The organism is Pseudomonas izuensis (genome assembly GCF_009861505.1).
In the GTDB taxonomy this organism is placed as follows: domain Bacteria; phylum Pseudomonadota; class Gammaproteobacteria; order Pseudomonadales; family Pseudomonadaceae; genus Aquipseudomonas; species Aquipseudomonas izuensis.
The window spans coordinates 68,320-90,927 of the sequence record NZ_WTFT01000007.1; the positions used below are offsets into that span (position 1 = coordinate 68,320).

21 protein-coding genes are annotated in these 22,608 nt (G+C 60.2%); 7 read left to right on the forward strand and 14 right to left on the reverse strand.

What is annotated here, in order from left to right:
* The first annotated feature begins 145 nt into the window (after window positions 1–145).
* Complete coding sequence (locus GPL81_RS06505; protein WP_096514091.1) at window positions 146–1,375, forward strand: nucleoside recognition domain-containing protein; 1,230 nt, start codon at window positions 146–148, stop codon at window positions 1,373–1,375.
* A 131-nt stretch (window positions 1,376–1,506) separates the two neighbouring features.
* Here the strand turns inward: GPL81_RS06505 and GPL81_RS06510 are convergent, their stop codons facing one another.
* The 9 genes from GPL81_RS06510 to GPL81_RS06550 form a co-directional block, all read right to left on the reverse strand.
* The gene (locus GPL81_RS06510; protein ID WP_160105961.1) at window positions 1,507–2,133 is read right to left on the reverse strand and encodes an ABC-type transport auxiliary lipoprotein family protein; all 627 of its coding nucleotides are present in this window, start codon (window positions 2,131–2,133) and stop codon (window positions 1,507–1,509) included.
* Window positions 2,130–3,068, reverse strand: coding sequence for an MlaD family protein (locus tag GPL81_RS06515; RefSeq protein ID WP_160105963.1), 939 nt, complete (start codon window positions 3,066–3,068; stop codon window positions 2,130–2,132). Before GPL81_RS06515 ends, GPL81_RS06510 begins: the two co-directional genes overlap by 4 nt.
* Window position 3,069: 1 nt before the next feature.
* A complete protein-coding gene (locus tag GPL81_RS06520; RefSeq protein ID WP_160105965.1) occupies window positions 3,070–3,873 on the reverse strand; it encodes an ABC transporter ATP-binding protein in 804 nt (267 codons plus the stop codon).
* On the reverse strand, window positions 3,870–5,018 hold the full coding sequence (locus GPL81_RS06525; RefSeq protein ID WP_160105967.1) for an ABC transporter permease: 1,149 nt from the start codon (window positions 5,016–5,018) through the stop codon (window positions 3,870–3,872). The genes GPL81_RS06520 and GPL81_RS06525 overlap by 4 nt, the downstream gene beginning before the upstream one ends.
* A 55-nt stretch (window positions 5,019–5,073) precedes the next feature.
* Window positions 5,074–6,102, reverse strand: coding sequence for a DUF5924 family protein (locus tag GPL81_RS06530; RefSeq protein ID WP_160105969.1), 1,029 nt, complete (start codon window positions 6,100–6,102; stop codon window positions 5,074–5,076).
* 78 nt (window positions 6,103–6,180) lie between these two features.
* On the reverse strand, window positions 6,181–7,557 hold the full coding sequence (locus GPL81_RS06535; protein WP_160105971.1) for a M16 family metallopeptidase: 1,377 nt from the start codon (window positions 7,555–7,557) through the stop codon (window positions 6,181–6,183).
* Window positions 7,558–7,731: 174 nt separating this feature from the next.
* Window positions 7,732–9,390, reverse strand: a complete 1,659-nt coding sequence (locus GPL81_RS06540; RefSeq protein WP_160105973.1) for a Na/Pi cotransporter family protein — start codon at window positions 9,388–9,390, stop codon at window positions 7,732–7,734.
* Window positions 9,391–9,594: 204 nt separating this feature from the next.
* Entirely contained in the window at window positions 9,595–10,362 is a 768-nt protein-coding gene (locus GPL81_RS06545) for a TerC family protein (RefSeq protein ID WP_160105975.1), read from the reverse strand.
* An 85-nt stretch (window positions 10,363–10,447) separates the two neighbouring features.
* Window positions 10,448–11,755 carry a CitMHS family transporter gene (locus GPL81_RS06550; protein ID WP_096514100.1) on the reverse strand — a complete coding sequence of 436 codons (1,308 nt, stop codon included), beginning with the start codon at window positions 11,753–11,755 and terminating at the stop codon, window positions 10,448–10,450.
* A 418-nt stretch (window positions 11,756–12,173) separates the two neighbouring features.
* Between GPL81_RS06550 and GPL81_RS06555 the strand changes: the two genes are divergently transcribed.
* The gene (locus GPL81_RS06555; protein ID WP_160105977.1) at window positions 12,174–12,575 is read left to right on the forward strand and encodes a GFA family protein; all 402 of its coding nucleotides are present in this window, start codon (window positions 12,174–12,176) and stop codon (window positions 12,573–12,575) included.
* A gap of 17 nt (window positions 12,576–12,592) precedes the next feature.
* Here the strand turns inward: GPL81_RS06555 and GPL81_RS06560 are convergent, their stop codons facing one another.
* On the reverse strand, window positions 12,593–12,919 hold the full coding sequence (locus tag GPL81_RS06560; RefSeq protein WP_160105979.1) for a DOPA 4,5-dioxygenase family protein: 327 nt from the start codon (window positions 12,917–12,919) through the stop codon (window positions 12,593–12,595).
* Window positions 12,920–13,001: 82 nt separating this feature from the next.
* Between GPL81_RS06560 and GPL81_RS06565 the strand changes: the two genes are divergently transcribed.
* Window positions 13,002–13,664 (forward strand): NAD(P)-dependent oxidoreductase, encoded by a 663-nt coding sequence (locus tag GPL81_RS06565; RefSeq protein WP_160105981.1) that lies wholly within the window; start codon window positions 13,002–13,004, stop codon window positions 13,662–13,664.
* On the opposite strand, the gene GPL81_RS06570 is transcribed toward GPL81_RS06565, so the two are convergent.
* Window positions 13,661–14,611 carry a choline sulfate utilization transcriptional regulator gene (locus GPL81_RS06570; RefSeq protein ID WP_160105983.1) on the reverse strand — a complete coding sequence of 317 codons (951 nt, stop codon included), beginning with the start codon at window positions 14,609–14,611 and terminating at the stop codon, window positions 13,661–13,663. The two genes, GPL81_RS06565 and GPL81_RS06570, sit on opposite strands and share 4 nt — an antisense overlap.
* Before the next feature lie 114 nt (window positions 14,612–14,725).
* Here GPL81_RS06570 and betC point away from each other — a divergent pair, with 114 nt between their 5' ends.
* From betC to GPL81_RS06585, 3 genes are all read left to right on the forward strand, one after another.
* Complete coding sequence (gene betC / locus GPL81_RS06575; protein WP_160105985.1) at window positions 14,726–16,240, forward strand: choline-sulfatase; 1,515 nt, start codon at window positions 14,726–14,728, stop codon at window positions 16,238–16,240.
* 16 nt (window positions 16,241–16,256) lie between these two features.
* Complete coding sequence (choX, locus tag GPL81_RS06580; RefSeq protein ID WP_096514106.1) at window positions 16,257–17,177, forward strand: choline ABC transporter substrate-binding protein; 921 nt, start codon at window positions 16,257–16,259, stop codon at window positions 17,175–17,177.
* A gap of 162 nt (window positions 17,178–17,339) precedes the next feature.
* Entirely contained in the window at window positions 17,340–18,908 is a 1,569-nt protein-coding gene (locus GPL81_RS06585) for a SulP family inorganic anion transporter (protein WP_160105986.1), read from the forward strand.
* An 89-nt stretch (window positions 18,909–18,997) separates the two neighbouring features.
* Here GPL81_RS06585 and aroE read toward each other — a convergent pair whose 3' ends face one another.
* Window positions 18,998–19,819, reverse strand: a complete 822-nt coding sequence (gene aroE, locus GPL81_RS06590; RefSeq protein ID WP_160105988.1) for a shikimate dehydrogenase — start codon at window positions 19,817–19,819, stop codon at window positions 18,998–19,000.
* Window positions 19,820–19,832: 13 nt separating this feature from the next.
* A complete protein-coding gene (hemF, locus tag GPL81_RS06595; protein ID WP_160105990.1) occupies window positions 19,833–20,747 on the reverse strand; it encodes an oxygen-dependent coproporphyrinogen oxidase in 915 nt (304 codons plus the stop codon).
* A gap of 163 nt (window positions 20,748–20,910) precedes the next feature.
* Here hemF and GPL81_RS06600 point away from each other — a divergent pair, with 163 nt between their 5' ends.
* Window positions 20,911–21,888 (forward strand): NADPH:quinone reductase, encoded by a 978-nt coding sequence (locus GPL81_RS06600; protein ID WP_160105992.1) that lies wholly within the window; start codon window positions 20,911–20,913, stop codon window positions 21,886–21,888.
* A 112-nt stretch (window positions 21,889–22,000) separates the two neighbouring features.
* Here the strand turns inward: GPL81_RS06600 and tsaC are convergent, their stop codons facing one another.
* Window positions 22,001–22,558, reverse strand: coding sequence for an L-threonylcarbamoyladenylate synthase type 1 TsaC (tsaC, locus tag GPL81_RS06605; RefSeq protein ID WP_096514110.1), 558 nt, complete (start codon window positions 22,556–22,558; stop codon window positions 22,001–22,003).
* Between the last annotated feature and the right edge of the window lie 50 nt (window positions 22,559–22,608).

Here is a 22,608-nt window from a genome sequence, read left to right on the forward strand (position 1 = left end):
GGCTCACTCCCACAGGGGTTTTGGGTCATACCCCAAAATCCCAATTGCCCTCCACACACACGCCAACCAAACCCCGGAGAAATCCGGGGTTTGTCGTTTCTGGCCACCCCGCTATCATTCGCCCATCTTTTGGGGGATTTGACTGATGCTTAATGGCCTGTGGCTTGGCTTCTTCATCGTGGCCGCCGTGTCGGCGCTGGCGCAATGGCTGATCGGTGGCAACGCCGGGATCTTCGCAGCGATGGTGGAAAGCATTTTCGCCATGGCCAAGTTGTCGGTCGAAGTCATGGTCCTGCTGTTCGGCACCCTCACCCTCTGGCTGGGTTTTCTGCGGATCGCCGAGAAAGCCGGGATCGTCGAGTGGCTGGCAAAAGCGCTTGGGCCGTTGTTTCTTCGGTTGATGCCGGAAGTGCCGCCCGGCCACCCGGCCATCGGCCTGATCACCCTGAACTTCGCCGCCAATGGCCTGGGCCTGGACAACGCCGCCACGCCCATCGGCCTGAAGGCCATGAAAGCCCTGCAGGAGCTCAACCCCAGCGACACCATCGCCAGTAATGCGCAGATCCTGTTCCTGGTGCTCAACGCTTCATCCCTGACCCTGCTGCCGGTCACGATCTTCATGTACCGCGCCCAACAAGGCGCGCCCGACCCGACCCTGGTGTTCCTGCCAATCCTGCTGGCCACCAGCTGTTCGACCATCGTGGGCTTCCTGTCCGTAGCCGTCATGCAACGCCTGCGCGTCTGGGACCCGGTGGTACTGGCCTATTTGATTCCCGGTGCCCTCGCCCTCGGTGGTTTCATGGCGCTGCTGGCAACGCTCTCGGCCAGCGCGCTGGCCGGTTTGTCGTCGATTCTCGGCAACTTGACGCTATTTGGCTTGATCATGCTGTTTCTGGTGATTGGTGCACTGCGCAAGGTGAAGGTTTACGAGGCATTCGTCGAAGGTGCCAAGGAAGGTTTCGACGTGGCGAAGAACCTGCTGCCGTATCTGGTGGCGATGCTTTGCGCCGTCGGCGTACTGCGGGCCTCCGGGGCACTGGATTTCGGCCTGGACGGGATTCGTCACCTGGTGGAATGGGCCGGTTGGGATACACGCTTTGTCGATGCGCTGCCGACAGCGATGGTCAAGCCTTTCTCCGGCAGCGCCGCCCGGGCGATGCTGATCGAAACCATGAAAACGTCCGGCGTGGACAGCTTTCCGGCGCTGGTAGCGGCGACGATTCAAGGCAGTACCGAAACCACGTTCTATGTACTGGCGGTGTATTTCGGCGCGGTGGGCATCCAGCGCGCGCGGCATGCGGTGGGGTGTGCGTTGCTGGCGGAACTGGCGGGTGTGTTGGGCGCGATAGGCGTCTGCTACTGGTTCTTCGGCTAAACGAAAACGACTCCTGTAGGAGCGAGCCTGCTCGCGAAAAACGCAAGGGCGCCGCTGACCATCTGGTTTTACGCGTTATCGTTAACGACCATCGCGAGCAAGCTCGCTCCTACAGGGAAATGTGCAGGGCTTCAGGGTCTTGGTGGCGGCGCGAGTTTCTGTCCTTGCTCCACCGCCCAGGTCACCACCTGCGCCGTCAGTTGATCATTGGCCTGGCCAAACCCGGCCACCACCGCCGGGACCTTCACGTCGCTCAGCGGCTGGCGCACTTCAAAGCGTTTACTGGCGAGGATTCGCTGGTCATAGCCACGTACCAACACCGCATCCAGGCGCACCACCACGCCAGCGCTGGTGCCCTGGTACTCGGTCTGGAACGCCTGCAAGCTGCCGCCCAGCTCCAGGTCTGCCTGGAAGTTGCTGTCGTCGGTACTGAGCAACGTCACCCGACCATCGCGCTGGAAACCATCCAGCAGACGATTACGCAGCAGGACGGGTGCCGGGTCACTCCAACGCGAGCCCTTGTAGCTGCTGATCACGTCACCCTGGGAGATGACGGCAATGTTCGGCTTGTTCAACGCCTCGCTGGCCTGGGGTTTGTTCAAACGCAAAGACCAGCGTTGCGGCGTGCCATGGCTGGCGGCTATGGCGCTCTGCGCCGAGGGCAATCGATACAGGTCGAACGGCTCGGGTTCGGGCAGGATCGAGCAGGCGCCGAGCAGCGTGAAGCTGGCGAGGAGGGCAAGGCGGGGCAGCTTCATGGGGTGAATTCCTTGTGCTTGTCACTGCCCAGCAGGTAACCGCTGGGGTCGGCTTCCAGGCGTTTGGAGATCGCCCGCAACGAAGTCAGGGTTTCACGCAACTCCCGCACCGCCGGAGCCAGGCCATTGATGCCTTGCATGCCACTGTTGAGCGAATCCTGATTGGTAGTGAGCAACTGATTGATCGTCGCACTGCTCTGCTCCAGGGACTTCATCGCCTGCTGGGCACTGCCGAACATCTGCTTGCCCTGATCGTTGAGCAAGCCGTTGGCGTTACGCATCAGCGCCGAGGTCTGCTCCATCATGGTACCGGCTTGTTTGCCCACCACCGCCAGTTGCTGGATCGCCTGACGGATATCCCCACGCTGATCGGCAATGACCCCCGTGGTTTGCTCCAGATGCTCAAGGGTTTTGCTGATGTGTTCGATGTTTTGCGTCGAAAACAACAGGTTGGCGTTTTGCATCAGCGTGTTTACCCCGGACAACAAATCATTGCTGTCGTTGATCAAACGAGCGATGGGCGAGGGCATGGCAACGATCACCGGCAGCTTGCCGTCCTTACCCTTGAGCGCCGGGCTCTGCGGTGTGCCGCCACTGAGCTGGATGATCGACGTACCGGTGACGCCGGTCAGCGCCAGTTTGGCCTGGGTATCCTCCTTGACCGGTGTATCACCGGCCAGGCGAATCCGCGCCAGCACCCGACGCGGATCTTCCGGGTCCAGGCGCAGCAACACTACATCGCCAACCTTGATCCCGCTGTATTGCACGGAGCTGCCGTTGGAGAGGCCGCTGACCGCTTCGTTGAACACCACTTCGTAATCCTTGAACTCGGTGTCGACACTGGACTTGGCCAGCCACAGGCCGAAGAGCAGGGCACCTGCCACCACAATAACGGTGAACAGGCCAATCAACACATGATGGGCTCGGGTTTCCACGTCAGACCTCGTTGAGCTGTTGGGCGGCTGTCAGCGCCGCGCGGCCGCGAGGGCCATGGAAGTATTCGTGAATCCACGCGTCATCGGTTTCCGAGACGACATCGATGGCATCGGCCACCAGCACTTTCTTCTGCGCCAACACCGCCACCCGATCCGTAATGGTGTAGAGGGTGTCGAGGTCGTGGGTCACCAGGAAAACGCTCAGGCCCAAGGCATCGCGCAGGGTCAGGATCAGTTGATCGAAGGCGGCGGCACCGATCGGATCGAGGCCGGCGGTGGGTTCGTCGAGGAACAGGATGTCCGGGTCCAGCGCCAAGGCCCGTGCCAGTGCGGCTCGCTTGATCATGCCGCCGGACAGGGACGCGGGGTATTTGTCCGCCGCCGACAGTGGCAAGCCGGCCAGGGCCATTTTCACCGCCGCCAGATGCTCAGCGTCGTCACGACTCAAACCGGCGTGTTCGATAAGGGGCAGGGCGACGTTCTCGGTCACAGTCAACGAAGAGAACAGGGCGCCTTTTTGAAACAGCACGCCGAAGCGCCGTTCCACCAACGAGCGTTCGCGCTCGGACAAACTCGGCAGGTTTTTACCGAAGACCTTCACCACGCCTTCGCTGGGCTGGCGCAGGCCGACAATACTGCGCAACAGCACCGACTTGCCACTACCGGAGCCACCGACCACCGCGAGGATTTCGCCCTTGTACAAGTCCAGGTCGAGGTTCTCATGCACGCTCTGCCGGCCAAAGCGATTGCATAGCCCGCGGACTTCGATCACCGCCTCGGCGGGCGCTCGGGGAATACGGCTCACCAACTGATCTCCATGAAAAACAGCGCGGCCACGGCGTCGAGCACGATCACCACGAAAATCGACTGCACCACGGCGGAGGTGGTGTGCGCACCGACAGACTCGGCGCTGCCACTGACCTTGAAGCCTTCGAGGCAACCGATGGCAGCAATCAGGAAGGCAAAAACCGGCGCTTTGATCATCCCCACCAGAAAGTGCTGAACGCCGATGTTCGATTGCAGCAACGACAGGAACATCGCCGGGGAAATATCCAGCGACACCGCACAGACCAAGGCACCACCGACAATCCCCGACACCATCGCCAGAAACGTCAGCATCGGCAACGCGACCAACAGGGCCAGGACCCGGGGCACCACCAGCAGCTCCATGGGATCGAGACCCAGGGTGCGGATCGCGTCGATTTCTTCGTTGGCTTTCATCGAACCAATCTGCGCGGTGAAGGCACTGGCGGTTCGTCCGGCCATCAGGATCGCCGTCAGCAATACCGCGAACTCACGCAGGAAGGAGAATGCCACCAGATGCACGGTAAACACCGTGGCACCAAAGTTGGCCAATACCGTCGCGCCTAGAAACGCCACCACGGCGCCCACCAGAAACGTCAGCAGGGCGACGATGGGCGCCGCGTCGAGGCCGGTCTGTTCGATGTGCGCAACCATCGGCGTGACCCGCCAGCATTTCGGGCGAAACAGACCGCGCAGGATGGTTTCCAGAATCAGGCCGACGAAACCCAGCAATTGCAAGGTGTCCTGCCAGACCGTGTCCACGGCGCGGCCGATGCGAGTCAGCAATTGAATGCCGACGCTGGTTTCCGGCTCCTTGATGGGTACGCAGAAATCCGTCAGGGAGCGATAGATCGTTTGCAACAGGGCGCGGTCGGCGGAAGAGATCGTGCAGTCGGGGTGTTCGGCAGAACGGCTCAGGCGCTCGGAACCCAGCAGCTCGACCAACAGCGACGCACCTGCAGTGTCCAGGGCACCGAGCCCGTTGAGGTCGATACGGGTGCTGTCGTCGTATTGGCCTTCGAGCTTTTTGCTCAGGCGCTTGAGGTCGGCGTAATGGGCGAGCGTCCAGTCCCCCGTCACCTGTATCTGAGGCGGGGTGTGCGAGGTGTCCAGTCGGGCATTGCCGGCCACTGTGCTACTGGTCATAAACTCCGTGCTTTTTCGGCTAGTTACGCAGACCTACGTAATAGCACGAACCGTCTTACTTTTCTTTGATCGGTGTGCTGTCGGTGATCGTGAAGCGCAGCACGCCGATCAACTGCCCGTCTTCGGTCAGCACCCGGACTTGCCAGTTGCCCGCCGGGTTGCCGGGGAAGTTCTGTTTGTGAGTCCAGGCGCGATAACCTTCCTTGCGCCCGCCATGGATATCCAGCGCGATGCGATCGACCTCTTTGCCGTTGAACTGCCAGACGTGATAAATCCGCTCGTCGAGGCCACGCGGGGCGTTGATGGCGGTATAGGCGTATAACCCGTCTCCACGGATCTGCTCGGCACTGACTTCATCCAGGCTCTTGCCGGGCGTGCGGTCCTGCATTTGCGTGCTGATGGCCACGTCGGTCATCCACAGTGTCGCCGGCGGCACCCACGAGCGCAGTACCCAACCCACGCCGCCGATACCGAGGGTGATACTCAGGATCGCCAGTGCGTTGCGTACCGTGCGGATCGGGAAAATCGACGCCAGGCTCGGGAATGACAGCACCACAGCGATGCCCAGCGCCCATTTGAAACTTTGCGAAGTGGTGAGGTGCATGATCACCGGTAACGCGGTGAGCAGGGCGGCGAACAGCGTCAGCGTATGCAACGCCAGGAACGCCCAGCGCCGCGGCGCCAACCACTTGTAGTAGAGCGGATCGATGATGGAAACCAGCGCCGCGATGCCCAACAGCCCGGTGAAAAACAGTTGGCCGCTGTTCCAGGTGGTGGTGATGAAAAAGAACGGCAGGACGAAGAACAGGCTTTCCTGATGAATCATCTGCGTTGCATAACGCAGCAATGGCTCGGGAATTTCCCGCTTGAAGATCCGGGCGAACAGCCTGGTCAGGCTGTTTTCCAGCATCAGCCAGACCCAACTGATCAGCATGATGGTGGTGATCCAGCTTGCCAGCCCCTGCTGCCGATCCACCAGGATGAAACTGCCGACCCCGGAGATAAAACCACCGAGCGCAATGACCCCGGGGTAGCGCTTCATCAGTTCGAGGATGCGCTGTACGAAAAGGGTCAGGGTCGGCATTCGGCGGTTCACAATAGTCGTAGGAAAAATCCTCGACAGGGTAACGCTGGCGGGGCGGTGTGGCGAGGGCCGCATCGGTTATCGGCTGCGATGAAGGCGCCAACCCACGAGACCGAGCGCCAACAACCCCAGCACCCCGGCAATCGCCCACAGTACCTGATCATCACTCAGCAAAGGCTTTTCGATCCGCACATACCCCGGTTGCAAGAGCAGTTCGCGCATCGCCTTGTTCGCTTCCGCCAGAGTCACCCCTTGCAGTTCCCGGGCCGGGTCGGCGAAGCGGCCATCCTCGTAGTCCCCGATGGCGCTCCAGTAGTAATCGGCCAGTGCGCTATTGCCTTGCACCGCCCAGGCCTGGCGGGCGATGGCGGCTTGTTTGAGGCGGTTGAAGGTCTCGGCATTCAGGCCGTCCTTGAGCAAGCCGGCTTTCAATTCATCCAGTACCTTTAGCGCCTCGTCGACGTCGTCGCGCTCCAGGTCGGCATTCAGGCTCATGAAGCCCACACCACCGAACACCTCACGCTCGGCCCATGGTCCGTAGGACAAGCCGTGCGCCAGGCGCAACTGGCGATACAGCGCCCAATCCAGATAGTCCTTGAGCAAGTCGAAGGTTTCGTCGTGCTGATCTTCCAGCACCGGTTCCGGTACCAGCCAGTGCAGCTTGGCCCCACCGCCGACAAAGCCACGAGTCAGGTTGCGCTCATGGGCGGCACTGGCCTGGATTTGTGGCAGTGCCGGATGGCCCGTCGGCTCGATCGGCTTCAGCGCGCCGTAGGTTCGATCCAGATAAGCCGGTAGCAAACGGTCAAGATCACCGACCACGATCAGTGTCATGTTGTTGGGCGCGTACCAATCCTTGCGCAACTTCTCCAGTTGTTCGCGGGTCAGTTGATCGACTTCCGCGCGTTCCGGGCATTTGAGGCCTAGTTCGACGGCCAGCTGCTTACTGGCGGTATGCCCCAGATCCTGGCGATCCAGCCAGCGCTGCAAATGCGAGTAATGGCCGCCGTCTTCGCGCTCGACCACTTGCTTGGCGGCGTTGATGGCGTTGTCATCGAATCGGGTCTGGGTCAGCAACGCCAACAGCAGGTCAAGGACCTTGCGCTGGTTTTTGGCCGGGGCTTCGATCACGAAGGTGGTATCAGCGTTGCTGGTGAAAGCGTTCCATTCGCCCCCAAGCGCTTGCATGCGCTCCTCCAGACCGCCTTCGCCACTGGCGTCGATGCCACTGAACAGCAAGTGTTCGAGCAGGTGCGGCAACTCTTTCTCGGCGCAGCTGAAATCATCGATACCGACGCCCACCACCAGCCGAATCGCCACGTGCCCCCGTTCCGTGCCGGGCTTGAGCAGCAATTGCAAACCGTTACGCAGGGTGTAGCCCTCGACCTGGAAGCGATCCAGGGCGAATGACGGTATTGAACCCAGCAACAGGCAGACGAACAACAGACAACGCATAACAAGCTTCCAGGCAACCAATCGGAGATCCGTGTCGTCCTTCAGGCCGCTATCGCGGGCAAGCCCGCTCCCACGATAAATCTTTGGTGTACTCGGACCTGTGGGAGCGGGCTTGCCCGCGATGACGGCATTGAGGTTGAACCAATGTAACTGACTGACCACACTGCCAGACGTTCAAGGCGAATGCGTGGTGTCCGCCAAATCGTCGGCAGCCAGTGCACCCGTGTCGGACGTTTCCAACACCACATAAGCACTGCTGCAAAACAGCGAGTTCAGACGCTTCATGTCGGCGATCAGTTCCAGGTGCAGCGAACTGGTCTCGATACTCTGCACAATCTTACGTTGCAAACGGCTGACATGAGCGTGGGCCAGGCGGCGCTCCTGTGCACGAAAGCGACGTTTCTCACGCAATAACTGGCGGGCACTTTCCTTATCGGCGCTCAGAAACACCGACAACCCCAGGCGCAGATTGGAAATCAGCTGAGCGTGCAGCCCCGCCAATTCTTCAAGGCCAACCTCGGAAAACGACCGTCGCTGCGCGGTTTTCTGCTGCTGGACCTTGCGCAACATGCGTTCGATCAGGTCGCTGGCCAATTTCAGGTTGATCGCCAGTTCGATGATTTCCGCCCAGCGCCGGCTGTCCTGGTCGCTGAGGTCCTCACGGGGCATTTGCGCCAGATAGAGTTTGATCGCGCTATAGAGCGATTCCACATCATCAGTCAGGCGACGCACTTCCTGGGTGACGGCGGTTTGCTTGCCACGCAGCACATCGAGCATGGCCTCGAGCATGCTGTCGACCAGATCGCCCATGCGAAGGGTTTCCCGAGCTGCGTTAGCCAGCGCCAGGCTGGGGGTTACCAGCGCGCTCGGATCAAGGTGACGCGGTTTGGCCATGCCATTGACTTGCGGTCGCTCCGGGAGCACCCAGGCGCAGAACCTGGCCATCGGCCCGACGCTGGGCAACAGGATCAGGCAGCGTGTGGTGTTGTAGAGCAGGTGGAAGCCGATGACCATTTCCTGAGGACTGAAGTCGAGGCTGTCGATCCAGTGCACCAAGGGGTTGAGCACCGGAATGATCAGCAACAGGCCGATCAGTTTGTACAACAGGCTGCCCAGCGCCACCTGACGCCCGGCGGCGTTCTGCATGCTGGTGCTGAGGAACGCGAGCACACCGCTGCCGATATTGGCGCCGATGACCAGGCCGAGGGCCACCGGCAGGCCGATCACCTTGGCACCGGCCAGGGTCGCGGTCAGCAGCACCGCCGCCAGGCTGGAGTAGGAAATCATGGCGAACAGTGCACCCATCAGGGCATCGAGCAGGATGTCGCCAGTCAGGGAGGCAAAGATCACCTTTACCCCTTTGGCATGGGTGATCGGCGCAGCAGCTTCGACGATCAGCTGCAGCGCCAGAATGATCAACCCCAGACCGATTGCAACCCGGCCCAGCTGGCCCAATCGGGTCTGTTTGCGCGACAGGAAGAAAATCACCCCGATAAAGATCAGCAACGGCGACAGCCAGGACAGGTCGAAGGTCAGCACCCGCGCCATCAGCGCCGTACCGACATCGGCCCCGAGCATCGTCGCCAGTGCAGGAGTCAGCGCCATCAGGCCCTGACCGACGAACGAGGTGACGAGCATGGCCGTGGCATTGCTGCTCTGCACCATGGCGGTGACCACGATCCCCGAGATGAAGGCCAGCCAGCGCTTGGACATGTTTCGGCCAATGACATGGCGCAGGTTGGAGCCGTAGACCCGCAGGATGCCGGTTCGGACGATGTGCGTGCCCCAGATCAGCAAGGCCACGGCTGAGAGCAAATTGAGCAGGGTGAGCATGACGGCCCCCTGAGCTGGTAGCGCCCCAAAGGGGCAAGTTGGCGGTACCGCGACGTTCTACGTTTTGTACTTAAGCTGTAGTTGGCTAACAGTCTGGGCGCCAGCATCGCATAGCTAAACAAGTGATTGAAATAAAACTGTCATGAAAACAGCTTCATGCAGGCATGAAAAAGGGGCCCGAAGGCCCCTTTCTCACATCCTGAATTACTGCCCCGGAATGTCCTTGCGCAGTTTCACCGGATCCTGCTGCTTCTTCTTTTTCGCAATCGCGGTACGCATCTTGATGTTGATCGCTTCAACCGCCAGCGAGAACGCCATGGCGAAGTAGACGTAGCCTTTTGGCACATGCACGTCGAAGGATTCGGCAATCAGCACGGTACCGACGATCAGCAGGAACGCCAGAGCCAGCATTTTCAGCGACGGGTGCTTGTCGATGAACTCGCTGATAGTACCGGAAGCCCACATCATCACCAGCACCGCCACGATGATCGCCGCGACCATGACCGGTACGTGGGACACCATGCCGACTGCGGTGATCACCGAGTCCAGGGAGAACACGATGTCGATGATTGCGATCTGGATGATGGTGTAGAGGAAATTACCGCCCTTGCCACCTGGTTCTTCGTTGGTTTCGTCTTCACCTTCCAGCGCGTGGTACATCTCTTGCGAGCTCTTCCACAGCAAGAACAGACCACCGAAGAACAGGATCAGGTCACGCCCGGAAATACCCTGGCCGAACACTACGAACAGGTCGGCAGTCAGACGCATGACCCAGGTGATCGACAACAGCAACAGAATCCGCGTGACCATGGCCAGCGCCAGACCGAAGATCCGGGTGCGCGCCTGCATGTGTTTGGGCATGCGGCTGACCAGAATCGAAATCATGATGATGTTATCGATACCCAGGACGATTTCCAGGGCGGTCAGGGTGAAGAAGGCAACCCAGATTTCAGGGTTGGTCAGCCATTCCATGTGTATTCCTTTGAGCGAGTGTTAAACCACAAGGGGCCCGGACTTCAAACAGCGAAGCCTGGACCCCAGGTGGTGAGTCTTGGGCTTATAGAGTGCTGAACAGCGGAAAAATCCCCATCAGCAACGCGGCAACCAGTATGCACATGCACACCAGCACTGCCCACTTCAGGGTGAACCGCTGGTGATCACCAAAATCGATCCCGGCCAGGGCCACCAACAGGTAAGTCGAAGGTACCAGCGGGCTCAACAAGTGGACGGGCTGACCGACGATCGAGGCACGTGCCATTTCCACAGCGGTTATACCGTAGTGACTGGCGGCTTCGGCAAGTACCGGTAACACGCCGTAATAAAATGCATCGTTCGACATGAAGAAGGTGAACGGCATGCTCACCAGCGCCGTGATCACGGCCAGGTACGGGCCGAGGAAATCCGGGATCACCGACAACAGGCTTTTCGACATGGCATCGACCATACCGGTGCCCGACAGGATACCGGTGAAGATACCGGCGGCAAAGATCAGCCCCACCACGGCCAGCACGCTACCGGCGTGGGCCGCGACGCGATCCTTCTGTGCTTGCAGGCACGGATAGTTGACGATCATCGCGATACTGAAGGCCACCATGAACAGCACTGGCAGCGGCAGCAGGCCGGCGACCAGGGTGCACATCAGCGCCAGGGTCAGGGCACCGTTAAACCAGATCAGGCTGGGACGACGGGCATCCGGGAACTGCGAAACGCTGATTTCGCTGTGATCGATTTCATCACCGATCAGGTGCAACTCACCCAGACGCGCACGTTCACGTTTGCCGTAGAAGTAAGCGATGGCCAGGATGGCCACGACGCCGGCAGCCATCGCCGGGATCATCGGAACGAAGATCGCCGACGGGTCCACGTGCAGCGCACTGGCCGCACGGGCGGTCGGGCCACCCCATGGGGTCATGTTCATGACGCCGCCGGCGAGGATGATCAGACCGGCCATGATTCGCGGGCTCATGCCAATGCGGCTGTAGAGCGGCAACATGGCGGCCACGCAGATCATGTAAGTGGTCGCGCCGTCACCATCGAGGGAGACGACGAGCGCCAGTACAGCGGTGCCGACCGAAACTTTCAGCGGGTCACCCTTGACCATCTTCAGGATCTTGCGCACGGCCGGGTCGAACAGGCCGGAGTCGATCATCAGGGCGAAGTACAGAATGGCGAACATCAGCATCACGCCGGTCGGGGCGAGCTTGGTGATGCCTTCGAGCATCATCGGGCCGATTTTCGGGGCGAAGCCACCGAACAGGGCGAAGACGATCGGAATGATGATCAGGGCGATCAGCGCGGACAGGCGCTTGGTCATGATCAGGAACATGAAGGTGATGACCATGGCGAAGCCAAGGAAAGTCAGCATGGGAATACTCCAGGCGTGGCGCGGCTAGGGAATGAGCGGACCAGGTGTGATCAGCGCAAAACGGGAAGCACGAGGCGTACGGACGGAGTGACAGCGAAGCGGCGGGTAGTAAAGGACATCAGGATCACCATTGTTGTTGTTAAATGGACCTGGCGAGCAATCGAACACTCGCATTGGCCAACCGGTCTATTGCCGGCAGTGGGGGCGATCCTAATCGGGGAAGCTTTCAGCCAGCTTTCGGCGATGAAAGCGTTGACCGGAAGTACGACCGGTCGTCGGACTGGGGCAGGGAGGTAGACCGAGTCGAGTTCTTCGCGAGCAGGCTCGCTCCCACAATGATTTTGTGTACGACGCAGATCCCCTGTGGGAGCGAGCCTGCTCGCGAAGGCGTCCGTCAATACACATCAGGAGGAACAGCATGACCAAAATTCATACAGGCGGCTGCCACTGCGGACAACTGCGTTATCAATTCAGCGGTCCATTACGCGATATCGCCCACTGCCACTGCTCGATTTGCCGACGGGTCAGCGGCGGCATCGTGACCACCTGGATCACCGTGCCCGCGTCGGCTTTCCAATGGCTGGCCGGGACACCGGCGCTGTATGACTCTTCATCGACCAGCGTGCGCTATTTCTGCGGTAACTGCGGGGCGCAACTGGCGCTCACCACACACCTCAGCCCCGAGAGCATCGACGTGACCATCGCTACTCTCGACCATCCGGAGCAGGCCCCGGCCGAGCGGCACATCTGGACCGACAGCCGCTTGCCGTGGCTGCACCTGGATGAGCATTTACCCGGCGAGCCGGAAGAAACCCTCTAGGTTTATAATGAATATGATCAAAAAATAGACAGATCCAGCGGGCGAATCGCACCCATCCAGATCGCGTGTTCGCTGTGGTCCAGCAAGTCATCGCCGGTGTCCGGGTGCAGAAACACCACGAGCCCCTTGCGGTTGAGCGCCAGCCACGGCAGCACGTCGCCGATCAACTCCGGTCCGAATGCCAACTGGCAACTCCAGTCCGGATGCGGACCGACCGGGCGCTCGTGCATGCGGCCCATCTTCAGCGCAAACAACTGCGCTGCCTGCTCGCACAAGGCGCGTGCTTGCTCGACAGTGCTGGGGTTGAAATAGACATGGGCGTGGTAACCCTTGATCGTTCGCATCTGAAAGCCTCTGAATCGGTTCGAACCCTCGGTGTTACCTAAAGGTCAGACGCCATATGGGTGAAAAACAGGGAGCGCAGCCATGAAGAATGCCGAAACCCCGGTAGTAAAAGTGGTGCTTTATGGTGCCATGAGTAGCCTGGGCAGTGCGCTGATGGTGGAAATGCTGAGGCGCCAACATGAAGTGATCGCCATTCTCGATGACCTGACGGCGCTCGCGGCGCGTCCGGGTTTGCGCACCAAGACCGGTGATTTGTTCGAGGCTGAACGGGTGAAGCAAAGTGTGGCCGGCAGTTCGGCGGTCATTTGTCTATTGGACGCACCGGGGTTGCCGTACAACAGTGAGCACGTGGAAAAGAACATCGTGCCGGGGCCGGTGGAGCAGGTATTGGCGGCGGATGCATTGATCGATGGCATGCAGGCGGCGGGCATTGCCCGGTTGTTTCTGGTGGGGGACTTCGACGTACTGGACGATCCCGACACTTTCGATCCACTGCAACGTCACGCTGCCGAGGAAATCCGCGAGGCCCTGCAAAGCAGCGCCTTGAAGTGGACACTGGTGAATGCTCCGCGCGGAGTGCCCGGGTTGACCATCGAACATTTCAGCCAGGTCAGCAGCACCCTGGAGCCCGGTCTGACCGAACCGCTGGAACGCCTGAGGCGCACGGCTACGGGAATTGCCGATGAATTGCATTTGAACCTGCACATCGGTGAGCACGTCAGTTTTGTCGCGACTGATGGTTAAACCGCAATAGATGGCAGCGTCAGACCATTGAGCGATTGCGCACTGCTGGCCTGCTCGGCCATCAGCCAATCGACAAACTGCTGAATCAACGCCCCGCGCCGCTTGCGCTGCGGCAATACTACGTAATATCCCAGCCTGGACATCACCGTTTCGGCAATCGGCCGGCACAACAATCCCTGCGCCAGCAAGTTATCCACAAGATGCCGCCAACCGATGGCCACGCCCTGACCACCAATCGCCGCCTGAATCAGCAGCGTGTAATTGTCGAAGCGCAACTGCCCGGGGGCGGGCGGCGAGGTAATGCCCAACTCGCGAAACACGCCACTCCAGTCAAACCAGTTGCTGCTGTGCTCACCGCGCAAATGCAGCAGCGGAAACTCCAGCAGTGCCTGAGCGGGCAAGGGCAGGGGACGATCATTCAATAGTTGCGGGCTGCAGACCGGAAACACTTCTTCGCTGAACAACCAATGGCTTTCGCCTTGTTTGAAGCGACCATCGCCGAACAACACGGCCACATCGATATCGGTACGCAGCATGTTGTGGCTGCGCTCACTGGTTACCAAGCTGACATCCACCTGCGGATTGGCCGCGTGAAAGCGGTGCAGACGCGGCATCAACCAATACGCGGCAAAAGCAAAATCGGTGGCGACCTGCAGCACCTCATGTTGTTGCTGGGCACTGATCGCACTCAATCCGGCATCAATTTGCTGTAAACCGAGCTGAACCTGCTCAAAAAGAATAATTCCGGCCTCGGTCAATTCGATGCCGCGGTAGATGCGATCGAACAATCGGATTGCCAGTTGTTCCTCCAGGCGTTTGATCTGCTGGCTGATGGCCGGTTGCGTGGTGCCCAGCTCAACCGCCGCTGCGGTGAAGCTGCGTTGTCGCGCGGCCGCTTCGAAAGCGCGGAGCAGATCCAGGGACAGGTCACCGAGGGCGTCATACATAAGCTGTGCTTATCCTAGTCATTGCCACGCATGGGCTTTACCGCAAAGTGTGGGGGTTTCATTCTCGATCACAGCACTCTCGCATAAACATCGACTATGGAATGCCGCGATCACATGAAGCGCAAGAACATTCTTTTCATCATGGCCGATCAAATGGCCGCGCCAATGTTGCCGTTCTACGGCCCTTCGCCCGTCAAACTGCCCAACTTGAGCCGCCTTGCCGCCCAAGGCGTGGTGTTCGATTCCGCGTATTGCAACAGTCCCTTATGCGCGCCGTCGCGCTTTACCCTGGTCAGCGGTCAACTGCCGAGCAAGATCGGCGCCTACGACAACGCGGCTGATTTCCCAGCCGATGTCCCCACCTATGCCCACTACCTGCGTCGCCTCGGCTACCGCACCGCGCTATCGGGCAAGATGCATTTCTGCGGTCCGGACCAATTGCACGGTTATGAAGAACGCCTGACCAGCGATATCTATCCCGCTGACTATGGTTGGGCGGTGAACTGGGATGAACCGGATGTGCGTCCGACCTGGTACCACAACATGTCGTCAGTGCTGCAAGCCGGGCCTTGTGTACGCACCAATCAGCTGGATTTCGACGAAGAAGTGGTGTTCAAGGCCCAGCAATATTTGTTCGATCACATTCGAGAGGAGGGCGATCAGCCGTTCTGCCTGACGGTCTCGATGACTCATCCACACGACCCTTACACGATTCCCAAGGCTTTTTGGGATCTGTACAACGACGCCGACATCCCATTGCCTGCAACACCAGAGCAGCACGATCTCGATCCGCATTCCCAGCGTTTGCTCAAGGTCTATGACCTGTGGGAAAAGCCGCTGCCTGTGGATAAGATCCGCGATGCTCGCCGCGCCTATTTCGGTGCTTGCAGCTATATCGATAGCAACGTCGGCAAACTCCTGCAAACGCTCGAAGATACCGGGTTGATCGATAACACCATCATCGTGTTCTCCGGCGACCATGGCGACATGTTGGGCGAGCGTGGCCTCTGGTACAAAATGCACTGGTATGAAATGGCCGCGCGGGTGCCCCTGTTGATAAGTGCGCCGGGGCAATTCGCTCCCGGACGGGTCAGCGCCTCGGTGTCCACCGCCGACCTGCTGCCCACCTTTGTGGAGCTGGCAGGCGGCTCACTGGAACCGGGCTTGCCGCTGGATGGCCGCTCACTGGTTGCGCACCTGCAAGGGCAGGGCGGTCACGACGAAGTGTTTGGCGAATACATGGCCGAAGGCACCATCGGCCCGCTGATGATGATTCGCCGTGGCAACTACAAATTCATCTACAGCGAAGAGGATCCCTGCCTGCTCTTCGACGTGCACAATGATCTGCACGAATTGGAAGAACTCAGCCAATCACCGCAATATCGCCAGCTGTTCGACGACTTTCTCGCCGAAGCACGGGCAAAATGGGATATTCCGGCGATACACCAACAGGTGCTCGCGAGCCAGCGGCGCCGGCGCTTCGTCGCCGACGCCCTGACCATCGGCAAGCTCAAGAGCTGGGATCACCAGCCGCTGGTGGACGCCAGCCAGCAATACATGCGCAACCACATCGACCTTGATGATCTGGAGCGTAAAGCACGTTATCCACAACCCTGCCAAAACCAATAATGTTAAGGGGAAGTCCATGCAAAGGTTATCCACAGTACTGACGGTCGGGCTTCTGGCTCTGGGCAGCGCATCGGCATACGCCGATCAAAGCTGCGAGACAGTGAAGATGGCCGACCCTGGCTGGAGCGACATCGCCGCGACCAACGCCATCACCGGCTTTCTGTTGGACGGCATGGGCTACAAGGCCAAGGTCGATACCCTCGCGGTGCCGATTACCTTTGGCGGGCTCAAGGATGGCCAGGTCGATGTGTTCCTGGGTAACTGGATGCCGGCGCAGCAGGGCTTCTACGACAAGTTCGTGGCCACGGGCGACGTCACTCAACTGGCGAAAAACCTCGACGGCACCGAATTCACCCTCGCCGTTCCTGACTACGTCTGGGACGCGGGTGTGCATAACTTTTCCGACCTGAACAAATACGCGGACAAATTTGACCGGAAGATCTACGGCATCGGCTCCGGCGCACCGGCCAACATTTCCCTGCAAGAGATCATCAAGAAAAACGATTTCGACATGGGCCAGTGGAAACTAGTCGAGTCCAGTGAGCAGGCGATGCTCGCCGAAGTATCCCGCGCAGTGAAGAAACAGAAATTCGTGACCTTCCTCGGCTGGACCCCACACCCGATGAACGTGCAGCTGAAAATGCATTACCTCAAGGGCGGCGAGCAATACTTCGGCGACACCGGCAGCGTTCATACCCTGACCCGCAAAGGTTATGCACAGGCCTGCCCGAACGTTGGCAAACTGCTGACCAACCTGAATTTCACTCAGGAAATGGAAAACAGCATCATGGCCGAGGTGGTGAACAAGAAAGTCAGCAATACCGACGCGGCCAAGGCGTGGATCAAGGCCAATCCGGCCGTGTTGGATAAATGGCTCGATGGCGTGAAAACCGTGGATGGCAAAGATGCGTTGCCGGCGGTGAAAGCCAAGCTTTAAAACTTTGTGCGAAAGGGCTCAGGAGAAACCCTGTAGGAGCCGGCTTGCTGGCGATAGCTTTGTATTAGGCGCAATAAATGTCGACCAATGCGCCGCCATCGCCAGCAAGCCGGCTCCTACAGGTCCTGTTACCCTTGTGGAAAACCCCAACCGAGAGGCTTCATGGCACTTCCCAGCCGCCATTCACTCTTCCCCTTCCTCACCTGGTTGCCCCGGCAAACCCGCGCCAGCGTCGGCCGTGACCTGATCGTCGGCCTCAGCGGCGCGATTCTCGCGTTGCCGCAATCCATTGCCTACGCCCTGATCGCCGGTCTCCCACCGGAATACGGCTTGTACGCGGCGATCATCCCGGTATTGATCGCTTGTCTGTGGGGTTCGTCGTGGCATTTGATCTGCGGTCCTACGGCAGCGATCTCCATTGTCCTGTACGCCAGCGTCAGTCCTCTGGCCGTTCCGGCGACACAGGACTACGTGACCTTGATCCTGTTGCTGACGTTGCTGGCCGGGATTTTCCAGTGGCTGCTGGGCCTGCTGCGCTTTGGGGCGCTGGTGAATTTCGTTTCTCATTCAGTGGTGCTCGGTTTTACCCTCGGTGCCGCGGTAGTCATTGCCATCGGCCAGTTGCCCAATCTGCTGGGGCTGGACTTGCCCAGCCAGGCCACTGCACTGGACAGCTTCATTCTGCTGTTCAGACACCTCGACGAAATCGATAAGCCATCGCTCATGCTGGGGCTGGCGACCGTGGTGGTGGGCGTCATCCTGAAGCTGTGGTTGCCGCGCTGGCCGACACTGTTGATCACCCTCGTGCTGGGCGCGTTGCTGGTCTGGCTCTGGCCATCGATGTTCGGCCATGTGGAGCTGGTCAGCGCATTCACCGGAAAGTTGCCGCCCTTCAGCCCGCTGCCGCTGGACCTTGACCTGATCCTGCGTCTGCTGCCGAGTGCCGTGGCCGTGGGCATGCTCGGGCTGGTCACCAGCCTGTCGATCGCCCGCTCGCTGTCGGCACGTTCGCAGCAGTTGCTCGACGCCAATCAGGAAGTTCGCGCCCAGGGTTTATCCAACATCGTCGGTGCATTTTTTTCCGGATCGCTGTCTGCCGGTTCTTTCACCCGCTCGGGCCTGAGTTACGAAGCCGGAGCCTGCTCACCCTTGGCGGGTATTTTTTCGGCGCTGTGGGTGGCGCTGTTCGCGATCTTCGGTGCAAATCTGATCGCGCACATCCCGATTCCGGCCATGGCCGGCAGCATTCTGCTGATCGCCTGGGGCCTGGTGGACCATCGTGGCATTCGCGCGCTGCTGCGGGTCAGTCGCGCCGAGTTCGTGGTCATGGCCCTCACTTGTGTCGCCACCCTGTTGCTGGAACTGCAGACGGCAATCTATGCCGGGGTGCTGGCCTCCCTGTTCTTTTACCTCAAGCGGACTTCACAACCGCGGGTACAACATGTGCGCGACGGCGATGAAGACATTTTGCGGGTGGGCGGTTCGATCTTTTTCGGCGCAAGTCACTACCTGCAGGTACGCCTGCAACGGATGCACGGCGCGCGCGTGGTGATCGAGGCGCAACAGATCAATTTCATCGATTATTCAGGGGTGGAAATGCTGCATCAGGAAGCGCGGCGGCTGCTGCGCCAGGACCGCAGCCTGACCCTGCGCCGGGCACGGCCGCAGGTGGTGGAGGAGTTGAGGAAGCTCGAAGGGGCGGAGAAGTGCCCGATCCAATTCGAAGATTGAAACACTGAACCCTGTGGGAGCAAGGCTTGCCCGCGATGGCGTTCTTGAGATCGCCATCGCGGGCAAGCCTTGCTCCCACAGGGCGCGTTTTATACGGCCAGTTGTCGGCGCAGCTCGGCCAACACTGGCGCCGTATCCGGGCGCACTCCACGCCACAGGAAGAACGCTTCCGCCGCTTGTTCAGCGAGCATCCCCAGACCGTCCATTGCCACTGCCGCGCCGTTTTCGCTGGCCCACCGGCAGAACGAGGTCGGTTCCTTGCCATACATCATGTCGTAGCACACCGTTTTGCCCGGCTCGATCAGGCTGGCGGCAATCGGCGGCACATCGCCGGTCAGGCTCGCGGACGTGGCATTGATGATCAGGTCTACCGATTCCTGCAACCAGTCGTAACCGCTGGCCGAAACCGGTCCCAGATCGCAGAACAATTCCGCCAGCAACTCGGCCTTGTCCACGGTGCGGTTTGCGATGATCACCGACGCCGGCTGCTCGGCCAGCAAAGGCTCCAGTGCACCGCGTACCGCGCCGCCGGCACCGAGCAGCAGGATGCGTTTGCCCTTGAGACTGAACCCGGCGTTGACCGTCAGATCCCGCACCAGGCCGGCGCCGTCGGTGTTGTCACCCAGCAGGCTGCCGTCGTCCGTCTTGATCAGGGTATTCACCGCACCGGCCCGTTGCGCACGGGGGGTCAGGTGATCCGCCAGGCGATAGGCTTCTTCCTTGAACGGGACCGTCACATTTGCTCCGCGGCCCTCGAGGAAAAATGCCCGGGCGCAGCCGGAAAAATCGTCGAGGGGCGCCAGCGAGGTGCTGTAGTCGAGCTTCTGCGCGGTCTGCTCGGCGAACAGCCGATGAATCAGTGGCGACTTGCTGTGGCCAATCGGATTACCGAAAACGACATAACGGTCCATCAACATTCCTCGTTCAGGCCTCGGCCAACCAATCGCGATCTTGCAGGAAGTACTCGGTCAGGCGTGCCTCTTCGCTGCCAGGCTCGGCTTTCCAATCGTAACCCCAGCGTACTTGCGGTGGCAGGGACATGAGGATCGACTCGGTACGCCCACCCGATTGCAGGCCGAACAAGGTGCCGCGGTCATACACCAGGTTGAACTCGACATATCGCCCACGGCGGTACTCCTGGAATTCCCGCTGCCCGGCGGTGAACGCATCGTTCTTGCGGCGCTGCACGATCGGCAGATAAGCATCGATATACGCATCACCAATGGCGCGCATGAACGCAAAACTGGTGTCGAAATCCCACTCGTTCAGGTCATCGAAAAACAGGCCGCCGATGCCCCGCGGCTCGTGACGATGCTTGATGTGGAAATAGCTGTCGCACCACGCCTTGTAACGCGGGTAGACGTCCGGACCGAACGGCGCACAGGCCTGCTCGGCCACGCGGTGCCAGTGCACGCAGTCATCGATGTTGCCGTAGTAGGGCGTCAGGTCGAAACCACCGCCGAACCACCAGACTGGCTCTTCGCCTTCCTTCTCGGCGATGAAAAAACGCACATTGGCGTGGGAAGTCGGTACGTGGGGGTTGTGCGGGTGAATCACCAGCGACACGCCCAGGGCTTCGAAACCACGCCCGGCCAGTTCCGGCCGATGGGCACTGGCGGACGGTGGCAGACCGCTACCGAACACGTGGGAAAAGTTGACGCCGCCCTTTTCGATGACCGTACCGTTTTCGATGACCCGCGTCCGCCCGCCACCGCCGGCAGGCCGGGTCCAGGCATCTTCGACGAAGCGCGTGCCGCCGTCTTCGGCTTCCAGAGCGGCGCAAATACGGTCTTGCAGGTCGAGCAGGTAGGCTTTTACGGCCTCTGTGCGGGTAGTCATGGCATCACCTTGAATCGGGCAAAGCTACGCGGCGCTCCATTGGAGCCGGCCTGCGCAAATGGGCGCGTAGCATACCACCGCCGATACGCTCGTCGCAGTTGACGAAGATCAAGCTTAGGAGTCCGATAGGGAGCTTCGCATTGACGACCCAAGGAGAAGGCAAATGGCAAAGCGTATCCAGTTCCGCGCCCACGGCGGCCCCGAAGTGCTCGAGTATGTGGACTACCAACCCGCCGAGCCCGGCCCGCAGCAAGTCCGCGTGACCAACAAGGCCGTTGGCCTGAACTTCATCGACACCTATTACCGCAGCGGCCTCTATCCACCGCCAGCCTTGCCATCGGGGTTGGGTTCCGAAGGTGCAGGCGTGGTCGAGGCGGTCGGTAGCGAAGTCACCCGGTTCAAGGTCGGTGATCGCGTGGCTTACGGCAGCGGCCCGTTGGGCGCCTACAGCGACGTTCACGTCTTGCCCGAAGCCAATCTGGTCAAACTACCGGACGCCATCAGCTTCGAAACGGCTGCCGGGGTCATGCTCAAAGGCCTGACCGTGCAGTACCTGCTGCGTCAGACCTATGAGCTAAAGGGTGGCGAAACCGTCCTGTTCCACGCCGCGGCCGGCGGTGTGGGCTCTTTGGCCTGCCAATGGGCCAAAGCTTTGGGCGTCAAGTTGATCGGTACGGTGAGTTCGGCAGAGAAAGCCGCACTGGCCAAGACCAATGGTGCCTGGGCGACCATCGACTACAGCCATGAAAACGTCGCACAACGCGTACTGGAATTGACTGACGGCAAAAAAGTGTCGGTGGTGTACGACGGCGTCGGCAAGGACACCTGGCTGACGTCCCTCGACAGCGTGGCGCCACGGGGACTGGTGGTGAGCTTTGGCAATGCCTCCGGCGCGGTGGATGGCGTGAACCTGGGGATTCTGGCGGCGAAGGGTTCGCTGTACGTCACCCGGCCAACCCTGGGGACCTACGCCAACAATGCGCAAAACCTGCAGCGCATGGCCGATGAGCTGTTCGAGATGATCATCAGCGGCAAGCTGAAGGTGGGCATCAGCCAGCGTTATCCACTGGCGGATGCGGCGAAGGCGCAGACTGAATTGTCGGCGCGGCGTACGACGGGTTCAGTGGTGTTGTTGCCTTAAAATTTTCAGCGCCTGCCAGGGCCTCATCGCGGGCAAGCCCGCTCCCACAGTATTTTGTGAACGACACATAACCTGTGGGAGCGGGCTTGCCCGCGATTGGGTCTGCTCGGTCTCAATCCGGGCGCACAACATGCCCGGTTGCCAGATCACGAATCACGCTCGGGTTCTTGCGCCCACCGAGATTCCCGCCCAACACCAAATCGACCTGCCCACGGAAATACTGCTCGACGCGAATCCGCGTGCGCGCCGCCGGCCGTCCCTGCGGATTGGCGGATGTCGACACCAGGGGGCCGACAAGGGCGCACAAATCCCGCACTTGCGGGTGATCGCTGACCCGCAGGGCCACCGTTTCATGCACACCGGTAATCCATTGGGGCAACAGATTCTGATGCGGCACCAGCCAGGTGTTCGGCCCAGGCCAGGTGCTGGCCATGCGATCCATCCACAGCTCGGGAAAGTCTTCGAACAGGAAGTCGAACTGGCGAATGTTGTCGGCGACCAGAATCAAGCCCTTATCCACAGACCGGCCCTTGATCAGTAGCAATCGATCCACCGCTTCTTCGTCCCACGGGTCGCAACCCAGACCCCAGACGGCTTCGGTTGGGTAGGCAATGACCGCCCCTGCGCGAACGGCTCGTGCGGCTTGTTGCACACGCCAACTGTTGACCATGAAAAATGCTCCAGAATAAGGCTCTGTGCAGTTTACCGATCTTCCTTATA